General features: G+C 68.0%; 16 protein-coding genes. 8 read left to right on the top strand and 8 right to left on the bottom strand.

Annotated elements, in window-relative coordinates:
• Positions 1 to 29: 29 nt before the first annotated feature.
• The 4 genes from JIAGA_RS0118670 to JIAGA_RS30790 form a co-directional block, all read right to left on the bottom strand.
• Complete coding sequence (locus JIAGA_RS0118670; RefSeq protein WP_026876839.1) at positions 30 to 1,238, bottom strand: hypothetical protein; 1,209 nt, start codon at positions 1,236 to 1,238, stop codon at positions 30 to 32.
• Between the two features lie 154 nt (positions 1,239 to 1,392).
• Entirely contained in the window at positions 1,393 to 3,348 is a 1,956-nt protein-coding gene (locus tag JIAGA_RS0118665; protein WP_157553686.1) for a thiamine pyrophosphate-dependent enzyme, read from the bottom strand.
• A gap of 59 nt (positions 3,349 to 3,407) precedes the next feature.
• A complete protein-coding gene (locus tag JIAGA_RS30795) occupies positions 3,408 to 4,988 on the bottom strand; it encodes a class I adenylate-forming enzyme family protein (protein ID WP_051426256.1) in 1,581 nt (526 codons plus the stop codon).
• Positions 4,985 to 6,304 carry an aspartate aminotransferase family protein gene (locus tag JIAGA_RS30790; RefSeq protein ID WP_051426255.1) on the bottom strand — a complete coding sequence of 440 codons (1,320 nt, stop codon included), beginning with the start codon at positions 6,302 to 6,304 and terminating at the stop codon, positions 4,985 to 4,987. The genes JIAGA_RS30795 and JIAGA_RS30790 overlap by 4 nt, the downstream gene beginning before the upstream one ends.
• Positions 6,305 to 6,562: 258 nt before the next feature.
• Between JIAGA_RS30790 and JIAGA_RS0118650 the strand changes: the two genes are divergently transcribed.
• The 3 genes from JIAGA_RS0118650 (at position 6,563) to JIAGA_RS0118640 (ending at position 9,555) form a co-directional block, all read left to right on the top strand.
• Positions 6,563 to 7,423, top strand: a complete 861-nt coding sequence (locus JIAGA_RS0118650) for an IclR family transcriptional regulator (RefSeq protein ID WP_084469790.1) — start codon at positions 6,563 to 6,565, stop codon at positions 7,421 to 7,423.
• Positions 7,424 to 7,470: 47 nt separating this feature from the next.
• Positions 7,471 to 8,382: an SMP-30/gluconolactonase/LRE family protein gene (locus JIAGA_RS30785; protein ID WP_051426254.1), complete on the top strand. Its 912-nt coding sequence runs from the start codon at positions 7,471 to 7,473 to the stop codon at positions 8,380 to 8,382.
• Positions 8,383 to 8,538: 156 nt separating this feature from the next.
• Entirely contained in the window at positions 8,539 to 9,555 is a 1,017-nt protein-coding gene (locus tag JIAGA_RS0118640) for a ketopantoate reductase family protein (protein WP_026876836.1), read from the top strand.
• A gap of 38 nt (positions 9,556 to 9,593) precedes the next feature.
• Here JIAGA_RS0118640 and JIAGA_RS0118635 read toward each other — a convergent pair whose 3' ends face one another.
• Positions 9,594 to 10,592: a 3-oxoacyl-ACP synthase III family protein gene (locus JIAGA_RS0118635; RefSeq protein WP_245597203.1), complete on the bottom strand. Its 999-nt coding sequence runs from the start codon at positions 10,590 to 10,592 to the stop codon at positions 9,594 to 9,596.
• A 217-nt stretch (positions 10,593 to 10,809) separates the two neighbouring features.
• Here JIAGA_RS0118635 and JIAGA_RS0118630 point away from each other — a divergent pair, with 217 nt between their 5' ends.
• Positions 10,810 to 11,931 (top strand): NAD-dependent epimerase/dehydratase family protein, encoded by a 1,122-nt coding sequence (locus JIAGA_RS0118630; RefSeq protein WP_157553315.1) that lies wholly within the window; start codon positions 10,810 to 10,812, stop codon positions 11,929 to 11,931.
• Between the two features lie 85 nt (positions 11,932 to 12,016).
• On the opposite strand, the gene JIAGA_RS0118625 is transcribed toward JIAGA_RS0118630, so the two are convergent.
• Positions 12,017 to 12,241: a hypothetical protein gene (locus JIAGA_RS0118625; RefSeq protein ID WP_026876833.1), complete on the bottom strand. Its 225-nt coding sequence runs from the start codon at positions 12,239 to 12,241 to the stop codon at positions 12,017 to 12,019.
• Between the two features lie 1,098 nt (positions 12,242 to 13,339).
• Here JIAGA_RS0118625 and JIAGA_RS0118620 point away from each other — a divergent pair.
• The 4 genes from JIAGA_RS0118620 (at position 13,340) to JIAGA_RS0118605 (ending at position 17,753) form a co-directional block, all read left to right on the top strand.
• Positions 13,340 to 13,885, top strand: coding sequence for a hypothetical protein (locus tag JIAGA_RS0118620; RefSeq protein WP_026876832.1), 546 nt, complete (start codon positions 13,340 to 13,342; stop codon positions 13,883 to 13,885).
• Positions 13,886 to 14,195: 310 nt separating this feature from the next.
• Positions 14,196 to 15,263, top strand: a complete 1,068-nt coding sequence (locus JIAGA_RS33970; RefSeq protein WP_084469789.1) for an ABC transporter ATP-binding protein — start codon at positions 14,196 to 14,198, stop codon at positions 15,261 to 15,263.
• The gene (locus JIAGA_RS30780; RefSeq protein WP_084469788.1) at positions 15,260 to 16,102 is read left to right on the top strand and encodes an ABC transporter ATP-binding protein; all 843 of its coding nucleotides are present in this window, start codon (positions 15,260 to 15,262) and stop codon (positions 16,100 to 16,102) included. Before JIAGA_RS33970 ends, JIAGA_RS30780 begins: the two co-directional genes overlap by 4 nt.
• Before the next feature lie 115 nt (positions 16,103 to 16,217).
• On the top strand, positions 16,218 to 17,753 hold the full coding sequence (locus JIAGA_RS0118605) for an ABC transporter substrate-binding protein (protein WP_169738892.1): 1,536 nt from the start codon (positions 16,218 to 16,220) through the stop codon (positions 17,751 to 17,753).
• 16 nt (positions 17,754 to 17,769) lie between these two features.
• On the opposite strand, the gene neuC is transcribed toward JIAGA_RS0118605, so the two are convergent.
• Complete coding sequence (gene neuC, locus JIAGA_RS0118600) at positions 17,770 to 18,954, bottom strand: UDP-N-acetylglucosamine 2-epimerase (protein WP_026876829.1); 1,185 nt, start codon at positions 18,952 to 18,954, stop codon at positions 17,770 to 17,772.
• A gap of 2 nt (positions 18,955 to 18,956) precedes the next feature.
• Complete coding sequence (locus JIAGA_RS0118595) at positions 18,957 to 20,000, bottom strand: NAD-dependent epimerase/dehydratase family protein (RefSeq protein ID WP_169738891.1); 1,044 nt, start codon at positions 19,998 to 20,000, stop codon at positions 18,957 to 18,959.
• Positions 20,001 to 20,066: the final 66 nt, after the last annotated feature.

Genomic DNA, 20,066 nt, shown 5'->3' with positions numbered 1-20,066 from the left:
ATAGCATGATCCGCCCGACTGCCCAGGGATCATGAAGCGTTGAGCTGGCGTGCGGCGTGAGCATCCAGGCCGAGCCGGTGGCGCAGTGACTTGACCTCGCCCTCGAGCGCCTCCACGGCAGCCAGCACGCCCACGTCGTACTGATTGGCACCTACGACCTCCTGCAACCGCTCGACTTCGGCACGAAGACGCTCGTTCTCCTCGAGCAGTTCGACCAGCCGGCGATGTTGCCCGCGCCGCGACAGGGTGCCGCTTTGCTGCCCGGTTCGCCCGCGCCCCTCGGACGCACCGACGACACCGTCCGACGAGGTCGCGGCGAGGGTAGAGCCCGCCGTCGCCGCGTCGCCGAGTGCCGGGTCCGCGACGGCACGGTTCGGCACGATCCGCAGATCCGCTCCCGCGGTACCGAAGTACTGCGCGGCTTCGCCGGCCGACAGCATGTGCTCGACCTCCCAGGCTTCGGCTGGAAGCGGCGTGAGCGTGCCCCGGTCCCGCTGCGAGAGCCCGAAGATGTAGGCCAATCGACGAGGACCGCTCCGGTCGATCCGAACCGACCCGAGGATCTGGTGACGGCGTGGGTCGCGGGGGTCGTCGAGGTCGACTCCGGGCAGGTAGGTCCGGATGGCGCCCTCGGGGATCGCGTGCAGCTCGCCGACCATGTCGTTGAACTCCTGCTCCACCGGCGTCCCGAGAAGGTAGGTGGTGCCCAGCCCGACGACCTCCCGCATCACCTCCGAGGCCCAGGAATGGAATCCCACAGCGTCCCGCGCTCCCTGACGCGCGACGTAGACCGGTCCGAGCCTCGTGTCGTCGGCCAGGTAGTCCATCAGGTCGGGCAGGTCGTCGAAGCCGACCCACGTCGGCTCGGTCGACGTCGGAACCACCCCGTCCCGACACGGCAGATCGGCCAGCAGCTCGCGGAGCACCGCCGGGACCGACATGAACGGGACGCGCGCCGGACGATCGCTCTCGTCGTCGGCGACCTCGATCTCCGTCCACAGCCAACCCGGCGCGCCCTTGACCTCGACCGCCGTGACGGTGGTGCGCCAGATCTCGTTCATGCCCCGCGCGAACGGATGCAGACGCCGCCACCGGTACACGGTGCGGCCGTCTTCCTGGTGCCGGGCGATGGTGATGATGTCGTCCGGGTCGAGCACGTGCCGGCCAGGCGCACCCGCCGGGATGTCGATCTCCTTGGAGCGCGACCACCGATCCATGTGCTCGATCACGGTGGCCACGCATGGCCCCGTCTCAACCGCCAGGAACGACCGGAAACCCACGGACATCTCCGCCTCCCGTCTCCCGGACAGTGAGCCGGGCGTTTCGCTAGACAACACTATCGTTTTGATACGTTACAACTCGATGGGCTGTCAAGCAGGCGCCGTGCGGCTCTCAGATCCGGACGATCGCGTGGAGGGCGTCGGCGATGGCCTGCCGGCCGGGTAGCCAGACCCGTTCCAGCGACGGCGCGTAGGGGGCCGGTGTCGGGGGCGGCGCCACCCGCATCACCGGGGCGTCGAGGTGCCAGAAGCCGTCGCTGACTGCACGGGCGGCCAGCTCTGCCCCCACGCCGAAGTCCTGCACTGCCTCGTGTGCGATGACCAGGCGGTTCGTCCGCTCCAAGGAGGCCACGACCGTCGCCCAGTCCAGCGGCGCAATGGTCCGCAGGTCGATGACCTCGGCGTTGATGCCTTCGCCCGCCACGGCCTCAGCCGCCGCCAGCGCCTCGTGCACCATCCGGGACCACGACACCACCGTGACGTCAGTGCCGGGACGCCGGACGACGGCGCGGCCGAGCGGCACCAGATGGTCCGGCGGCGGTTTCGCTCCGCGGAACCCGTACAGCAACCTGTTCTCGACGAACACGACCGGGTTCGGGTCGCGGATCGCCGCGCGCAGCAGCCCATAGGTGTCCGCGGGCGTCGACGGCATCACCACGCTGAGACCGGGCACATGGGCCAGCAACGCCTCCAGGCTCTGCGAGTGCTGGCTGCCCGATGACCGCCCCGCGCCGAACTGGGTGCGCACGACGAGCGACATCGACGCGCGGCCGCCGGTCATGAAACGCAACTTGGCGGCCTGGTTGAGCAGCTGGTCGAAACAGGCCCCGATGAAGTCCATGTACATGATCTCGACGACAGGCCGCATCCCGGCCATCGCGGCGCCGACGGCAACACCCATGATCGCGGTCTCGCTGATCGGGGTGTCCCGCACCCGGCCGGGATAGGTTTCGGCCAGGCCCCGGGTCAGCCCGAACACGTTGCCGCCGGCGCCGACGTCGATGCCGGCGACGAAGACCGCCGGGTCCAGCGCGAGCTCCTGGTCGAGTGCGTCCCGGACGGCGTCCATGACCCGGTACCGCTCCCCCGCCGCGCCCGGCCCCGACGGCGCCACCGCCACCGGCGTCTCCAGCACCGTCGGACGCGGCGCCGTGACGTGGTCGGACAGGGTGGACGGCGCCGGCTCGGGTGCGGCCCGGGCGGCGTCGACGGCCGCGACGATCTCGTCCTCGACCGCGCGATCCACCGCGTCCAGGAACTCCGGCTCGACACCCGCGGCGGCCAGCGCGGACCGGGCCACCTCGAGGGGATCGCGCGAGCGCCACCGGGCCAGCTCCGCGGCGTCACGGTACCGCTCCGGATCGCCCTCGTAGTGGCCGTGCCAGCGGTAGGTGTCGGCCTCGACGAGCACCGGACCGCTGCCGGCCCGGACCTCGTCGGCCACTGTCCTCATCAGCGTGGCGACCGCGCCGACGTCGTTTCCGTCGACGTACTCGTAGCCGATGCCGTAGCCGCCCGCGCGGTCCGCGAGCGTCGCCCGATGCTGGTCCTCAGCCCGGGAGAACTCCGCGTAGTGGTTGTTCTCGCAGAGGAAGACGACGGGCAGACCCCACACCGACGCGAGGTTGACGGCCTCGTGGAACGCCCCTTGAGCGACGGCGCCGTCGCCGAAGAAGGCCACGACGACGCCGTCGCGTCCGGTCAGCTGGAACGCGGTGGCCACTCCACCGGCGATCGGCAGCCCGGCGCCGACGATGCCGTTGGCGCCGTAGACGCCGCGGCCGGGGTCGGCGATGTGCATGGAGCCGCCGCGGCCGTGGCACGTCCCGCTCTCGCGGCCCATGAGCTCGGCGAACATCGACACCGCGTCCAGACCCTTGGCCAGGCAATGCCCGTGGCCGCGGTGCGTGGACGTGATGGCGTCAGAGTCGCGCAGCGGCCAGCACGCGCCGACGGCGCTCGCCTCCTGGCCGATGGACAGGTGCAGGAAGCCGGGCACCTCGGTGGCGCGGTACAGCTCGCCGGCCCGTTCCTCGAAGCGGCGGATGCGGCGCATCCGCCGGTACATCTCGACCAGGTCGTCCGCCGGCGGTTGCGCTGCCGCCCGCGACGCCGGCCCGGTCACGGTCACGGACGGGTCCGTCCGGTCAGCAGGCTCGCCGCCTGGCTACGCAACTCAGCCTTGCGGATCTTGCCGATGGACGTGCGCGGCAGTTCGTTGACGGGCACGACCTCCGACGGCACCTTGAACGCCGCCAGCCGTTCCGCGCAGTACGCCCGCAGCGCCTCGGCCACCGGCGTCGTGCCGGCGACCGGCACCACGAACACCACCAGCCGCTCACCCAGGATCGGATCCGGCACGCCGATCGCCGCGCACCCCTCGACCTGCGGGTGGTCGAGCAGCACCCGCTCCACCTCCCCGGCGCCGACGTTCTCGCCCTTCACCTTGATGACATCCTTCTTGCGGTCGTGGAAGAACACATAGCCGTCGTCGAGCCGGCCCAGGTCGCCGGTGCGCAGCCAGCCGTCGTCGTCGAGCACCTCGCGTGTCGCCTCCGGGTCCTTGAAGTAGCCGGTCATGATTGACGGTCCACGGATGACAAGCTCGCCCACGTCACCGGGCCGCGCCTCGGTGCCGTCGGCAGCGTCATCGTCGAGTACCCGCAGCTGCCAGCCCGGGCTGACCATGCCGATGGACTGCCAGTCGTGCCGCGGATCGAGCAGCAGCGGCGTGCGGGTGCCGCAGGCCGCGGACTCCGTCAGACCCCACCCCATCGATACGTCGACCCCGAAGCGGGACGACACCGCGCGGATCTCGTCGCGGTCCAGCGGCAGCGCGTACATCATGAGCCGCATCGGGGTCGCGGCGTCCGCGGCCGACGCGGGCGCTGCCAGCAGGATGCGCAGCGGCCCGGCCGTGAGATTGCCGACGGTGATCCCCTGCCCCGCCACCACCGGCCAGTACGCACGAGCGCTGAACCCCGGCCCGACGACGAGGTGCGAGCCGGTCAACAGGGTCGGCAGCAACTGGAAGCACATCGCGTTGACGTGGAACAGCGGCAGCACGCAGTACGACCGGTCATCCGGGCGCAGGCCGGTCTCGTTGCGCGTCGTCGCGCCGGCGGCCAGGCAGGCGGCGTGCGAGAGCATGACGCCCTTGGGCCGGCCGGTGGTGCCCGACGTGTACATGAGGACGGCGGTGCGCCGCCCGGGCGGGCCGTCATCACCGGGCAGTCGCGTAGACGGCAGCCGCGCCCGGTGTCGTCCGTTGGTGACGGTGGTGCCGCGGATCACCGGCGGCGGGATGCTCGCCGCGGCCGCGACCCGCTCCACCATGCCCTGATGGCGCAGGTTCGTGACGATCGCCGCGCATTCGCTGTGCTCGACGACGAAGGCCAGCTCGTCGGCGGCGTATTGGGTGATCGTCGGGACTGCGACGGCGTCGACGCCGACGATGGCCAGCAGGGCCACCACGAACTCCGGCGAGTTCTCCATGTGCAGCACCACCCGGTCGCCGGCGCGCACCCCGAGCGTGCGCAGCAGCTGCCGTGTCACCGCGACGTCCGCCGCACAGTCGGCGTACGTCCAGGTCCTGGTGGTGTGCGGCTCCTGCGGGTCGCAGTACGTGAGGAACGAACGGCCCGCGTCGGCCGAGACTCGGTGGCGCAGGACGTCGGAGATGGTCAGGTGGTCGAAGGTGGTGGTCATAGCCGCGCTTCCAAGGACGGACGCGCGGGTGCGGCGGCCACGTCCCGCCACTGTGCGAGCGCCCTGCCGAATCGGGTCAGCGCCGCGTCCAACTCCGCCGGTCCGTGGCTGGCCGACACGTACCAGACGCCGCGAGGAGCGACCCAGATGCCGTTGTCGACCAGCGCCTCGGCCAGCCGCTCGTAGCGGCCGAGATCGAGCTGCTGCAGGCTCCGGTAGTCGTGGACGTCGGCCGCGCCGAAGGAGACGTGGAACGCCGCCGGCAGGCCCTCCACCCGCAACGGCAGCCCATGTGCCATGCCGAGTTCGCGGATGCCGGCCATCAACGCCGTGCCGTGTTCGGCGACGGCCAGGTAGGGCGGGTCGTCCCGCAACCACTCGACGCTCGCTTTGACGGCGGCTGTCGCCAGCACCGAGCCGTTGAACGTCCCGGAGTGGTTGACCTCGCCCGTCCCGAACAGCTCCATCAGGTCCGACCGCCCGGCCAGTGCCGATGCCGGCCAGCCGCCGGCCATCGCCTTGGCGTACGTCGCCAGGTCGGGGACGACGCCGTAGCGGGCTGCGGCGCCGCCGAGTCCCAGCCGGAACCCGGTGAGGACCTCGTCGAAGATCAGCACGACGCCGTAGCCCGAGCACAGCTCGCGCACGCGCTCCAGATAACCCGGCCGCGGTTCGATGACACCGGCGTTGATCATGACCGGCTCCATGACGACGGCGGCGATCCGGCCGGCGTCGTGCCGCAGCACCTCGGCCACCCGTTCCGCGTCGTTCCACGGAAGGGTGACGACGTCGTCGAGATGGCTTGCGAGCTGGCCCGTGCTGGCGATCCCCCAGCCGCCGTCGCCGTCCGGCGCCACGAGCACATTGTCGAGCCATCCGTGATAGTGCCCCTCGAAGCGGATCACCCGGGATCGGCCGGTGGCAGCGCGGGCCACCCGCAGCGCCGCCTGCACGGCCTCGGTCCCGGACGCACCGAACCGCACCATGTCCGGCCAACCGAGCGCGGCGCACACGACTTCTGCCGCCTCGACCTCCAGCTCGTGCTGACCGCCGTAGATCAAGCCGTCCCGGCACGCCTCGGTGACAGCGTCGAGCACCCGGGCCGGCGCATGACCGAGGAAGTTCGGACCCTGCCCGATCAGGTAGTCGACGTAGTCCTCCCCATCGACGCCGTACAGCCAAGCGCCCTGGCCGCGATCGAAGAAGACCCTCGGCCCGGGCAGGCGGACGTTGGAGTGCACCCCTCCCGGTGCCGTCAGGCCGGCCCTGCGATGGAGTTCGGTGGACCGCTCGAGACGCCGGACAGGTGGGCGCATGGGCCACGCTCCTTGGTAACGGGGCATGCCGTCACGCCTGGCGCCCCACGGGCTGAGTTTTGTTATATGAAACCGAGGCTCCGACCTGCAAATCACGCTACGATCACCTCCTGTGCTCGTCAAGGGGCCAATCGCGCCGTCCACGCCGCCCGCAGCAGCAGTTCATCGGCCGTTTCACAAAGCGGCCCCTGGCGGATGATCTTGTTTCCGATACAATCTCTGAAACATCGAGTTCAAAACAGGAAACGAGATGATGTGATGGCACGCAGGCAGCCTCGGGGCCCGAACGATCCCGACGACACAGACGAAGAGCAGACCGATCACAGAATCGACATCAACAACGCGCCTGATCCAGCGACCGCCACACCTGAGCAGGCCAAGAAGTACTTGAACCGCTCCGTGGAGCGAGTGGTCTCCATGCTGAACGAACTGCAGGAGGCGACCGCACCGATGTCTTTGGTCGAGATCCATCGGGCCATCGACATGCCCAAGGCGACCGCGTTCCGTTATCTGTGGACGCTGCAGAAGCACCGCTACGTAGAACGCAACGCTGATGGTCATTTCGTGCTCGGGCTCGGCTTCGTCGGTATGCAGTCGCGCGACCTGGACGTGCTCCAGGAGCGCGCGCGCCCGTGGCTGGAGCGCCTGCGCGACGATGTCGGCGAGACCGCCAATCTGGGCGTTCTCGACGGCAATGCCGTGCGATACGTCGAGGTCGCCGAGAGCCCCAGACCCGTGCGCATGGTGAGCGCTCCCGGCAGCCGCGACCCGATCTATTGCACGGCACTGGGCAAGGCGATCGCCGCCCAGCTGCCCGAGGACCGGGTGCGCGAGCTCTTGGAGCAGGTCGAGATGACGTCACGCACGGCCAAGACGATCACCACCGTGGATCAGTTCCTCGACGAGCTGGCCTCTGTACGCGAGCGCGGCTACGCCGTCGACGACGGTGAGAACGAGGTCGACGGCCGCTGTGTCTCCGTGGCTGTTCTCGGCACCAGGCTGCCGGCGGCACTGAGCGTGAGCGCACCAGCCAGCCGCTTCACGCTCAAGGACGTGCCGAAGGTCGCGAAGGCGCTGACGCGGGTCGCCGAACGGCTCCAGCCGTCCGGGCGCGGGTAGGGCGATCGCCCTCCAGCAGGGCAGGCCGCGGAGATGTGTGAGCGACGATGATCGAGAACCAGGCGACACCGCTGGCGCAGTGCCACGCCGAGGTCGGCGAAGGCCCGATCTACGATCCCGTGTCCGAGGCGCTGTACTGGGTCGACATCCCGGCCGGCCGCTTGTGGCGGTGGGTCCGCGCCGAGCACAGCATGGACTACCTCTCCATCGGCGAGCCGCTCGGCAGTGTCGCCCTCATCGAGGGTGGCGGATTCCTGCTGGCCGCCGGACGCGGGGTCCTGGTGCTGCCGAACTGGACCGACCTGCCGCGGCTGTGGCAACCGGTCGAAGAGGATCTCGCCACCCAGTTCAACGACGGCAAGTGCGACCCCAACGGCCGCTTCGTCGCCGGTACCGCCGCGGTCGACCCGAGATTCACCGGCGCGCTGTATCGCGTCGACCACGACGGCAGCACGCACCAGCTGTTCGACGGCATCGGGATGTCCAACGGACTGGACTGGAGCCCGGACGGTGTGTACTTCTACCACGTCGACACGCTGACGCAGACCGTGTGTCGCTACGACTGGGACGCGGTCGCGGGCGAGCCCCGTAACCCGGTGCCCCTCATCGTGGTCCCGTCCGGCGACGGCCTGCCCGACGGCCTGTGCGTCGACAGTGAAGGCTGCTTGTGGCTGGCCGTATGGGGTGCCGGTGAGGTTCGCCGCTACGCGCCGGACGGGCAGCTGCTCGGCGCCGTGAGCGTCCCGACGTCGAACGTGACCAGCTGCACGTTCGGCGGACCTCGTGGAAATCGGCTCTTCATCACGACCGCCGCGCAAGCGGCACCGACACGAGGCCGGGCCGCGGCCCTGGCCGGCGACGTGTTCGTGATCGACACACCGGCCCGCGGACAGCGGCGGCAGCTCTTCCCCCGTTCCGGCATCCCACCAGCACTGCTCGAGACCCGCACCGCCTGGTAATCGATCACGTTGCGTTGCGGTGCTCCCGGTTCAGCCGGAATGCATGCCTGATGAACCGGAAGCACGCCAGGTGGGGTGCGACTGCGCCGACGCGACGCGGTACGGTCTCGACAGCATGGGAGGGTTCGGGCCGGCTCGGACGTGGGATGGTCGCGCATGAAGACGTTGATCGTGGGCATCGGAGCGCTCGGCGGGCTGATCGCAGCACGCCTTGACGCTGCGGGTTCGCCGGCCTGGCTGGCGACGCGTGACGAGGAGTCGGCGGCCCGGCTCGCCTCGACCGGCCTGCATGTCAGTGGTGTCGGCGGCTCCGCGACGGCGTCGACGGTGCGAGTGGCCGCCCTGGCCGCCTACGGCGACGACGGGTTCGACCTCATCGTGCTGGCCACAAAGGCCCGCGATGCCATCGAGGCGGCGCCGCGCCTGGCAGATTTGCTGACGCCCGGTGGCACCGTGCTGCCGATCCAGAACGGCGGCGTGTCCCAGCTGCTCGGCGACCGGCTCGGCACCGATCGGGTGCTCGGCGGCCTCTCCAACCTGGGCGCGACGATGACGCAGCCGGGCGTCTACGAGCAGCGCAACGCCGGCCACCTGCTCATCGGCGAACTGGGCGGCGGCGACAGTGAGCGCGCCCAGCTGATCGGCCAGTGGCTCGGACGCGCGATCGAAGTGCGCGTCACCCCGAACCTGGCTGGAGCCATCTGGTCCAAGCTCGTGGTGAACTGCTCGGTCACCACGATCGGGGCAATGGCCGGCACGACCATGCGCGACTACGTGAGGTCACCCGACGGCCGGCAGCTCTTCGACCGTACCTACGACGAGGCGCTGTCCGTGGCACTGGCCAGCGGCGCCCAGCCAGAACGCATGCTGGTCGATCCGGTTCCGCCGGGGTGGGACGGGCAGAGTGTCGCCGGTGCGGCCCACGACACCTGGCTGGGCCAGGTCCTCGACGCCTACGGTGACATCAAACCGTCGATGCTTCAGGACTTCGAGCGCGGCCGCACCACGGAAATCGACTTCATCAACGGCTATGTCGTCGATCTCGGGCAACGGCTCGGTGTCCCGACGCCGGCCAACGCCGCGATCGTCGAAACCGTCCACACCATCGAACGAGGCGAGGCCGTGCCGGGCTCGGATGCCCTTCAGCGAGTTCTGCGCACAGCATTCCGCTGACCTCTCGCTCCGGCCATGAGAATGGCATGCGCATAGCGCTACGCCGACCACCGCAGCAGGCACGCCCCGATCGACATTCCGCCGCCGAAGCCGGCGAGCAGGACGAGATCCCCGTCCCGCAGCGCACCTGCTCGATGTGCTGCGTCGAGTGTGACGGGGATCGACGCTCCGCCGACGTTTCCGTAGCGCTCCAGCGTGCGATGTGTCGAAGCGCCCTCGAGACCGGCTTTGAGGACCAGGTCGTCGAGCAGATTGCCGTTCGGCTGGTGCGGTATGACGTGGTCGACCGCCCCGGCTCGCACGCCGGCGCGTTGCAACAGCTCCGCCAGAGCCGGCGGCACCTGCTCTCGCACGAACGTCGCCACCGCGCGGCCCTGCATCGTGAAGTAGTGCTGGCCGCTGCCGATGGTGTCGTGCGATGCCGGGAGCCGGCTGCCACCCGCCGGCACCCGGATGAGTTCGTGGACGTCGCCGCGAGTGTAGAGGCCGAACTCGAGGATGCCGGAGCCCTCCGGCACCGCGCCCAGAACCGCGGCTCCGGCCCCGTCGCCGAACAGCACGGCGGTGGTGCGGTCAGCGGGGTTCAGGATCCGCGAGTACACGTCGGCCGCCACCACGAGGGCCCGCTGGTGGGGGCGCCCCGCGAGCATGCCCTGGGCCACGGCCATCGCATAGACGAAGCCACTGCACACCACGTTGATGTCGAAGCACGCCGCGCGGTCCGCGCCGACCGCGTGTTGCACCAGAGCCGCCGTCGGCGGCTGCGGTGAGTCCGGTGTCGACGTCGCGACGACGAGGTAGTCGATCTGGTCCGCGCCGAGTTCAGCGTCGGTCAGCGCCGATCTGGCCGCCCGGGCGGCCAGATCGGAGGTCGCTTCATCTTCGGCGGCGTATCTGCGGGACCGGATCCGGGTCTTCCGCTCGATCCATTCGGCCGTCACGCCGGCCAGGCGTGCGATCTCGGCGTTCCGCACTTCCCGTGCCGGGACGTACGAGCCGGTCCCCAGCACGCCGACCGGCACCTTCCGCGTCGTCACCCGGCCTCCCGCCTGCCCGTCTTGTACCCCGTCGCGACCAGCCTCGCCCCTGCGAGGAGGGCGCCGCAGAGGCCGGTTTCAGGCAGGTGGGGCACACCGCCACCGCCCCCACCAGCCGACTGGCTACCTAAACTGCCGCGCACCACCGATACTGAAACCACGCTTCCATTTCTTGCGCGCTACTTCTCGGATTGCTCAGGAGAGAGTGGTGAACTGCATGCGGGTACTCGTCACAGGTGCGACCGGCAGGGTCGGCACGAACATGATCATGCGACTGATCACCGCCGGTGCGGAGGTCAAGGCCATGGTGCTGCCGGGCGATCCGCACGGATCCAAGCTCGACGCGTTTCCCGACGTCGAGGTCGTCGAGGCCGACCTCACAGACCAGACAGCCGTCGATGTGGCGTGCCGCGACGTGACCCACGTCGTGCACCTCGCCGCACAGCTCATGCGAGGCGACACCCCCGTCGACCGGTTCTACGACATCAACGCCTTCGGCACGCTGCGACTTCTCGAGGGTGTCGTACGGGCCGGCGGCATCGAGCGCTTCGTACTGGCCAGCTCCGACGGCACCTACCGCCCGGGCCGGCCGCCGGCGCGGCCGCTACGCGAGAACAGCTGGCAGCAGCCGGCCGACTACTACGGCACCAGCAAGCTGCTCGGCGAGATCATCCTGCGCAACCATGCCGTCCAGTTCGACATCCCGTACGCGATCGTGCGCTTCGCCACCGTCGTGAGCCCGGAAGAGGCCGGGACGATGTTCCGCCTCAGCTTCTGGCGCTCGGTGCTCGAATGGCAGCGACTCGGCAAAGACTCGCACCTGTGGCCGCTCTTCGACGGCCAGCCGGATCTCGTGACACTGCTCGACCACCAGGCTGGCGACGCTGCCCCCGACACGGCCGTCGGCTTGCGCGACCCTGACTACCAGCCCTGGACGATCTCCCTGCTCGACGTCCGCGATGCCGTCGACGGCGTGCATCGAGCCCTCACGGAGCCGGGAGCTGTAGGGCAGGCGTTGAACCTCGCGGCCATGAAACCGACGACGCACGACGAGGGCGCGGCGGTGATCGCCGGCCTGTACGGCGTCCCGAAGCTGATGGTCACCATGCCGATGCGACACCGTCTGGAGGTCAGCATCGACTCCGCCATCGGCCGCCTCGGCTTCTGGCCTGAACATGACTTCCGCAACACCGTCCGCGGTGGCCTGCAGGGCGCCGACGACTACGTCCCCGCGCAGTCCACATCCGGAATCGCCGCAACGTGGCCGCGGGACTCATCTGACGTGCACAATTCCCACGAGCGAGGTGGGCTCGCAGGCACATCCCAGATAAGTCCATAGTTCGATGCGGCAGCCACCCGGTTCCCGCTCTGCACGGTGAATTGGCGGCTCGAATCCCGGCCACCTGAGAATCGGACTGGGCCTTTCACCTACCCGTGCCCGTCACGACGGAGCCGCTGACGGCGATGTCACCGCAGATGACGATGGTGGTCGTGCCGATGGCCGGCGAAACGGGCTGAGCATAGCCGCGCAGCCGCCATGGATAGCTGAATGTCGCCAGACCGTTGACGGAAAGGCGCTGACACCTGATGCCGTCGAGGCAAATATGCGACTCATTGTCGTCGTGAAGTTTCGCGCTGCCCGGGATCACCCTTGACAGGGTTCCTCGCGGAACTAGAGTTTGCGGTGAGAATTGTTTGGTTTTCGTTGTGTCGGCCTGTCCCCGCGCCGTGGGGGGTGAGGTTTTTCACGCAGCTCATCGAGCGCTGACAGTCATGTTGGCCTGCTTCGTCCGCAAGGGTGTCCGTCGCACTCCGCACGATCGCCACCCTTGTCGACGACGAAGGGCGGAGGGCGATGAGCGCGGAGCCGCCGACCTTGCAAGGTCGGCGGCTCCGTTCCCCTGAGAACCACGCCGCAGCTCCGTCGGCGCCGATCGCTGTGATGTATGTGCGGGCGGCCGATTCGTCGAGGCGGTCGTGTCCTCGATAAACCCGGCGATCAGCGACTGCACGACGACGTCATTGACGCTGCCCGCATGTCCGCGGCTTGCCCGAACTCCGCCTCTGGCCGACCGGCGAATCGGCCCAGCGGGTGCCCGCCGCAGCCGAACCTCGATCGTATTGCACTCATACACCGCACCTTCCATCGCCGAACAATCGGCACTCTGTCGCAAATACGATCCGTTTCGAGCCGACCGCGGGTCTCTAGATCTCTACACTCAGGGCAACGTCACAGCCGTTTGTGTCTATACGGCGGAGGACTACCAATATGTTAGTTCGCCGACTGAATTCGACATTCTCACTGCGCATCGACCTACAGACGTGACGTGCCCCACATTCCACTCGGGATAGTCGAGGTGACGCAGTGGCCCACGGCCTGAGACCACCGGCACCGAAACGGCTGGTTTACGAGCGGTCGGCAGTTGGTCAGCCATTCGCAGACACCTCAGTCGAGGAGACGCTTTGCGTTGATTGATCGTCGCGGCGGGAATCACATTCAGCCTGCCACGCCAACGTTGCAGCATCGAAGGGGGCCACTTCAGGCATTTGAGCGCGCCACCCAGAAATCAGGCTTGACGCTCGAAATTGCCTGCGCTACGGTCACCCTAAAGCTGCATTGACTTGTGCTCGGGGCGCTCACTTTCCATATCGTGCCCATCAGTGGTCGGGCGCGCCCGGCGTGTCCGCTGCAGCCATCGACGACGACACCCCTCTCTCGCCAGATGCCTCGAGCCCTACTTGATCACGTGATCCCGAAGACTGGAGACAGCGACATGGCCACCAATCCTGCGCAGCGGAGTCTCGCCATCGTGAAAGCCAGCCTGAAGCACCTGGAATCGCTCCATGAGGCCTATAAAGATGGGCTTGAAGTGCGAACCATTGACTACCAACCGTTCTATGACTCCCTTTCTGATGACTTCGTGTTCATCACCCGCACCACCGTGTCGCCGCACGATGGCGACTACTCGCGGCCGCCTTGGAGCGTGGTCGGAAAAGAGCAGGGGAAAGTTGAGATGATGGAGGCCTGGTCCGGCGGGAAAGGGCAGGTGGACGTCAAAGAGGTCGGGCAGGGATCGCTGGTCAAATGGGAGGTCGGCGCGCCACTCGAGTATTTCTCGAACGCGGAAGGCACCCGCGTCGTCGTACTTCTCCAGGAACGGTACAGTGGATTTTCGGAGTGGAACTATGGCGCCATGGTCTTCAATGTCCATAACGGACTCATCACCCGCTACGAGCATCTCGCGGACATGTCTGGATACCTCGTCGAGACCGGCTACCTAACCATCGCATAAGTATCACCACAGGTCGGCGACACCGGTCGCGGCGATATTAGAGCACGAAACCGTGCCCGTCGCAGTCCGACGGACAGACGACTACAGCAACGGATTGATCCGCGACGGCGGCAGTTCTATCGCGAGCTGCCGCAATCGCCGTGTCTCGCCAGTAGCGCGAGCTGCGCTCGTTGCGAAGGTCCGCGCCCAGGTCGGCGCACCGCACGGGCTCCAGCTCACCACCCGCAGACACGCTCTTGGAAGGTTGTTGTATTCTGGCTATCGAACTAATCATTTCACTCAGCGACTCACTACAGGGTCGGAGTGCCTCATGATGCTGTGGAAGGCTTCAGCCGAGCCGGGTGGTACCGGCCTAGACGGCCCGAGCGGCGTGCCGCTCCTGGCGGTCAGGGACTTGCGCGTGCGCTTTCCACAACGGTACGGCCACGTGGCGATTCTTGATGGCATCGATCTAGAGATCTTCCTCGGAGAGGCCGTCGCAGTCGTCGGTGAATCTGGTTGTGGGAAGTCACTGCTCGGACTGGCGGCCGCCGATCTCCTGCCGACATCTGCCGAATGGACCGGCACGGTCGAGTTCCGCGGTCAGGACGTTCGGACCATGTCCAGACGCGGCCGTCGCCGCAAGCGTGGCGCAGGAGTCGGCGTGGTCTACCAGGACGCCACGAGCAGTCTCAACCCAGGTATGACAGTGGGTGCACAGCTTCGCCAGATCTGCGCGCTCGGCTCCACATCAAACCCTGACGACTTACTGACGTCCGTGGGCCTGCGCGATACCGCAAGGATCCTGCGCTCCCGGCCCTATCAGCTTTCCGGCGGCCAACGACAGCGAGTGCTGATCGCCCTGGGCCTCGCCCGAGATCCTGACTTGATCATCGCCGATGAGCCGACCACGGCGCTGGACGTCACGATCCAGAGGCAGGTTGTGGAACTACTCCAGGGTCTCCAGCGCAGCCGACAGTTCGCCCTGATGTTCGTGAGCCACGATCTCGCGCTCGTTTCAGAGGTCACCAGCCGCATCATCGTCCTCTATGCCGGGCAGGTCGTGGAGGCAGGACCTACCAAGGACGTGCTCGCCCGCCCTCGGCATCCGTACACGGCAGGACTGCTCAAAGCCAGCGTCAGCCTCGAAGAACGCTGGCCAAGGCTGGCCCCCATTCCGGGCCATGTGCATCAGCCAGGCGACTTCCTGACCGGTTGCCGATTCCGCGATCGCTGTGCACACGCAAACGACGAATGCCTGCTTCGGCCGGCTCTCGACCGCGACGGGCCGCGGCGCGTCGCATGCCACCATCCGGTATTGGCCCCGAGCCGCCATCCAGACGTGTCCTCGTCGGGCGGTCGTGATGCAAGCGAGCAGGCGGAAGGGACGGGTCGATGACGTCTCGTTCAGAGATCCAGGCTGCCACACCATCCGCCAATGAGGTGATCTTCGATGCGCGGAATCTCATCGTTCTGTTCTCTGCGCGTCATGGCTCCGTCACCGCACTCGACAACGTCTCGCTGCAGATCCGACCAGGAGAGGCGATCGGCGTCATCGGCGAATCCGGCTCGGGAAAATCGACCCTCGTCCGCACGTTGCTGGGGCTCGTTACTCCAGCGGCAGGCACCGTGCTGTATCGCGGTCGAGACATCTATGCGATGAAGCAGTTGGCACGATTCCGCATGCTGAGTCGAGACGCGGCCATGGTCTTCCAGGACCCGCGAAGTTCACTCAACCCGCGGCTGTCTGTCGGTGCTGTGATCCGCGACCCGATGAGCGTTCTGCGCACATGCCCGCGGCGCCAGCGCGATGCGCGTGTTGCCGACCTCCTCGAGAGTGTCGGGCTTTCTCGACAACTCGCCGACCGGCCGGTCCGGGCACTGTCCGGAGGGCAGCTCCAGCGGGTCGCGATTGCGCGCGCTCTCGCCGTCGAGCCCAGCGTGATGTTCGCTGACGAGCCCACGTCGGCCTTGGACATGTCTGTCCAGGGTGAGGTCCTCAACTTGCTGCGAGGCCTGATGGCGCAACATCGTCTCGCTCTGCTGCTGGTATCCCACGACATGCGGGTGATTCGGTTCATGAGCGATTGGACCGTGGTGATGCGCAACGGCGAAATCGTAGAAGCGGGACCAGCCGATGTCGTGCTCGAAACGCCTCAACACGAGTACACCAGGTCGCTTCTCGCAGCTGCCCCGCGGCTGGCAATCGAGCCCAACGCGACGTCGAGGCTCACCTGAGTCCTACCTGGCCGAAATCGGAGGGCAGATGATCCCGCAATCAAGTACGACACGTTGGGCGGACGGCGTTGTATTGCCGAGGCGCGATTTCCTGCGGGCCGCTGGGCTCCTGGGCGTGCTGACCCTCGGGGCCGGAACGGCGGCCTGTGGTAGCAGCGACTCGGCAAATGGTCGCGCCGGTGGGAGGCAGGTGTCCGGGGGCACGTTCACGGCCGCCCTCGCCAATCCGTTTCCGGACCTCGAACCGTCGGTGATCCCCTACGTGGGCGCGATCGTTTCATCCTGGTTCTGGGGCGAGCGCCTCTATCGAGTGGATCAGTTCGCGCCGCGTGACGAACTCATCCCCGAGCTGGCTGTTGCGATGCCCGAACAGGTGTCACCGACGACGTACCGAGTTGCGGTACGAAAGGGAGTGACGTTCCACGACGGCAGTCCGCTCACCGCCGAGGACGTCAAGTTCACGTTCGACTGGATCAGAGACCCCGACACCGGATCCCTCTGGCCGCAGTTCCTTGGTTTCCTCGGTGACGTGCGAGTCACGGCGGATGACGAGGTGGAGTTCGACCTTCAGACGCCCACCACGCTGCTCGCCCGGCGGCTCGTCCTGGTGCCCATCCGGCCCCGATCGGCGACCACGCCCTTCGAGCTCCAGCCCATCGGCAGCGGCCCGTTCCGGGTCGTCTCGGCGGTCTCCGACCAGGAGATCATCATGGAGCGGTTCGAGGCATACAACGGAAACCACGGCCCGGGGTACGACCGGCTCGAGTTCGTTCGTGTCGCTGATGCCAACGCGCGAGTGGCTGGCCTTCGCTCCGGCGGATACGCGGTGATCGAGGACGTGCCCGCCGCCGCCTTGGCCGAGCTCGACGCCGCCCCCGGAGCCAACGCCGACGCCGTCGACAGCTATGTCTGGACCGTCCTCTACTTCCACTGCGGCAAGCCGCCGTTCGACGACGTTCGCGTGCGGCAGGCAGTCATGTACGGGGTCGACCGCGAGGCCATCGCGCAGGCAGCGTTCTTCGGTCAGGCCGTACCAGCGTGGGCCGGATTCATCTCACCAGACCACCCTGAGTTCACCGAGCCTCGCACAGTCCACCGCTACGACCCTGGCCATGCCCGGCGGTTGCTCAATGACGCCGGCCATGGTGGTGAAGCGATTCCGATCGATGTGGTTTACCACAGCGACTACGAGTTCGTACCGGCACAAGTCCCGATCATCGAACAAAACCTGCGCGATATCGGCTTCGCCCCGGCCATGATCCCCATGGAGTTCAGCGCGGCCGACGCCCGCATGGTCGAAGGCGACTACCACCTCACGATCAACGGTCCGGCAGATTGGTCGCTCTTTGCTCCCGATCTCGAGTTCCTACTCCGCGGCTCCTTCACGGGCTTCGTCACCCAGCGGATGGTGCACTGGAATGGCGACGCTGCCAGCAAGGTAGAGGCCTTGCTCGCTCAGGCCATCGAGGCTCCCAACGAGGACGACCGCCGGGTGCTGCTCGCCATGGCACAGGATCTGGTCCAGGAGCAGGTGCCGATCGGGGCGCTGTTTCACAAAAAGCAGCCAACTGGATGGTCCGACACGACGACCGACTTCCGGCCGCTGCCGACTGCGGGCGTGGCCATAGACTCCGTCGTGGGCTCGGGGTAACTCGCACTCACCGCGCCTATTTCACGCGGCGAACCGCCAGGGCGGCCTCCACTGGATGGAAGGACTTCCGGCCCAGGTAGGCGAGCTCGACCGATCGCACGACACCGACGATGCGTTCGGCCGCGTGGCCGTCGCCGAAGGGGGAGGTGGCAGTGGCGGTCAGCGCGATGTGCTCCGGGGACATCGCGTGCTCGATGGCCGCCGAGATCTCTGCCGCGGCCTCGCCGCAGTCGATGACGGAGGCGGCGCGGGGCCGGCCGTCTTGGCGGCTGCCGATGTTCACTGTCGGCGTCTGCAGGGCAGGGACCTCAGCCAGCCCACTGGACGAGTTCCCGACCACCACGGCAGAGAGGTTGACCAAGCTGAGGTATCTCCTCGCCCCAAGGGAACTGACCGCCACGCTGCGGTCGGGATTCGACGCCACGAACCGGCGGATCGGCTCGAACGTGGCCGCGCCGTTCTGGTCGACGTTGGTGCCCGAGAACACGACGCTCCCGGCATCCAGCTGACCGAGCGCCGCCACCAGGCCCTTGACCCCGGCGAGGCTTCGGTCGGGGTCGGCCGTGGCCGGGTGGTAGGTCACGGCAAGAATCGGGTCACGCAGCTCGATACCCAGCTCCGCGGAGAGCTCATCCCGCCCTACGAAGGACATCGCCCGGATCGTGTCGAGGCCCGGCGCACCCGTTGCGAACACTCGCGACGGGTCCTCCCCCATCTGGATCACTCGCTGCCGGAACTCCTCGTTCGAGGTGAAGTGGAGATGGGCGAGTTTGGTGATCGCGTGCCGGACGGAGTCGTCGGTGGACCCGTACGAGAGTTCGCCCCCACCGATGTGGGCGATCGGCAGCAACCGTAGCGCCGCCGTCACCGCCACGGCCAGCGTCTCGTACCGGTCCCCCAGCACGACCAGGACGTCCGGTGCGATGCGGTCCAGGGCGTCCGCATACCCAACGACACCGAGACCGAACGACTTCGCCACGGCCGACGGGGTGTCGCTCGCCAGCACCATCTCGACCCGCTCGGCGACGCGGAATCCGTCAGCCTCGACTTCCCGGACGGTCAGCCCCTGCGACTCGAGGAGGTGCCCGCCGGACGCCAGCACCGACAGGTCGATCGACGGCTCCGCGTCCAGAGCTCGCAGCACGGCCAGCAGCGGTCCGTAGTCGGCCCGGGAGCCGGTGAAGACACACACCCGGCGCATCGCTACGCCCTGCCCACCGGCAGGTAAGTCGGGTCGACGTGGGGAGCTCGCAGCGCCGTCTCCAACGTGGCGGCGAAGTCCCATCGTGGCGAGTAGCCCAGCAGCTGCTGGGCCTTCGCCGTCGACACCTCGAACGCCAACCTGACCGGCAGCTCCACCGTCACCGTCTCCAGGTCGAATCTCTCCGCCACCACCGCCGCCGCACCGTCCACGAACGTCGTGGTCCGCGGACCGACGACATTGAATACGCCGTTCGCCGCCGAGCCATGCTCGATCCCGAGCGTCAGACCCTCGACCGCGTCCCGAACGTCGGTGAGATGCACGGCCCACGGCGACCCGTCCGGACCCGTCAGGACGACGGCCGGATTGTCCGCACGCGACGCCACCACCTCGTCAATCGCGGCGACGAGGTCGTCACGGCCGGCGAACAGCGGCCAGAGGCTACCGCGCCGTCCCGCGTCGACCTGGCCGGCCACGAAGGCCCGCGACCAGGCCAGCCGGAACAGCGGCCGTACCTCGTTGGGCGCCACCACCGACCCCAGCCGCACGATCGTGTACTCCAGTCCGTGCAACTCATGGTGGTTGCGGACCAGCTGCTCGGCCAGCACCTTCGACATGCCGTAGTAATCGGCCGGCTGCTGGGGATGGTCTTCGGTGATCGGGCTGAACCGCGGCCGCGCCGGTCCGTACGTGTTGTCGGTACTCGCGAAGACGAACCGCCGCACCGGCCGTCGTCCGCCCACCGACGCCTCCAGCAGCCGCATGGTCCCGCCGACGTTGACGTCGAGCAGCCGATCAGGTGCCATGTCACCGAGGACCATCCGTGCGGCCAGGTGCACCACGACGTCCACCCCCGCCACGGCCCGTCGCAACGCAGCCGCGTCGCTGAGCGCCACCTCGACCACCTCGATCCGCCGCGCCAGCGCCGGATGCGGCTGCCGGCCGTCCGGCCGGACCGTCCCGCGTACCTCGTAGCCGGACCGCACCAGCTGCTGCGCCAGCGTCGAGCCCACCCGCCCCGCAACCCCTGTAACCAGTACCTTCACCTGAGCAAACCTCCAGTTATCTCTCACCAGCCGCCGGCTACTGCGGCGAGGAACTCGACGGCGGCG

The sequence above is a fragment of the Jiangella gansuensis DSM 44835 genome (assembly GCF_000515395.1).
Taxonomy (GTDB): Bacteria; Actinomycetota; Actinomycetes; order Jiangellales; family Jiangellaceae; genus Jiangella; species Jiangella gansuensis.
Note: the sequence above shows the minus strand (reverse complement) of the source record. Positions and strands in the feature narration are given on the sequence as shown.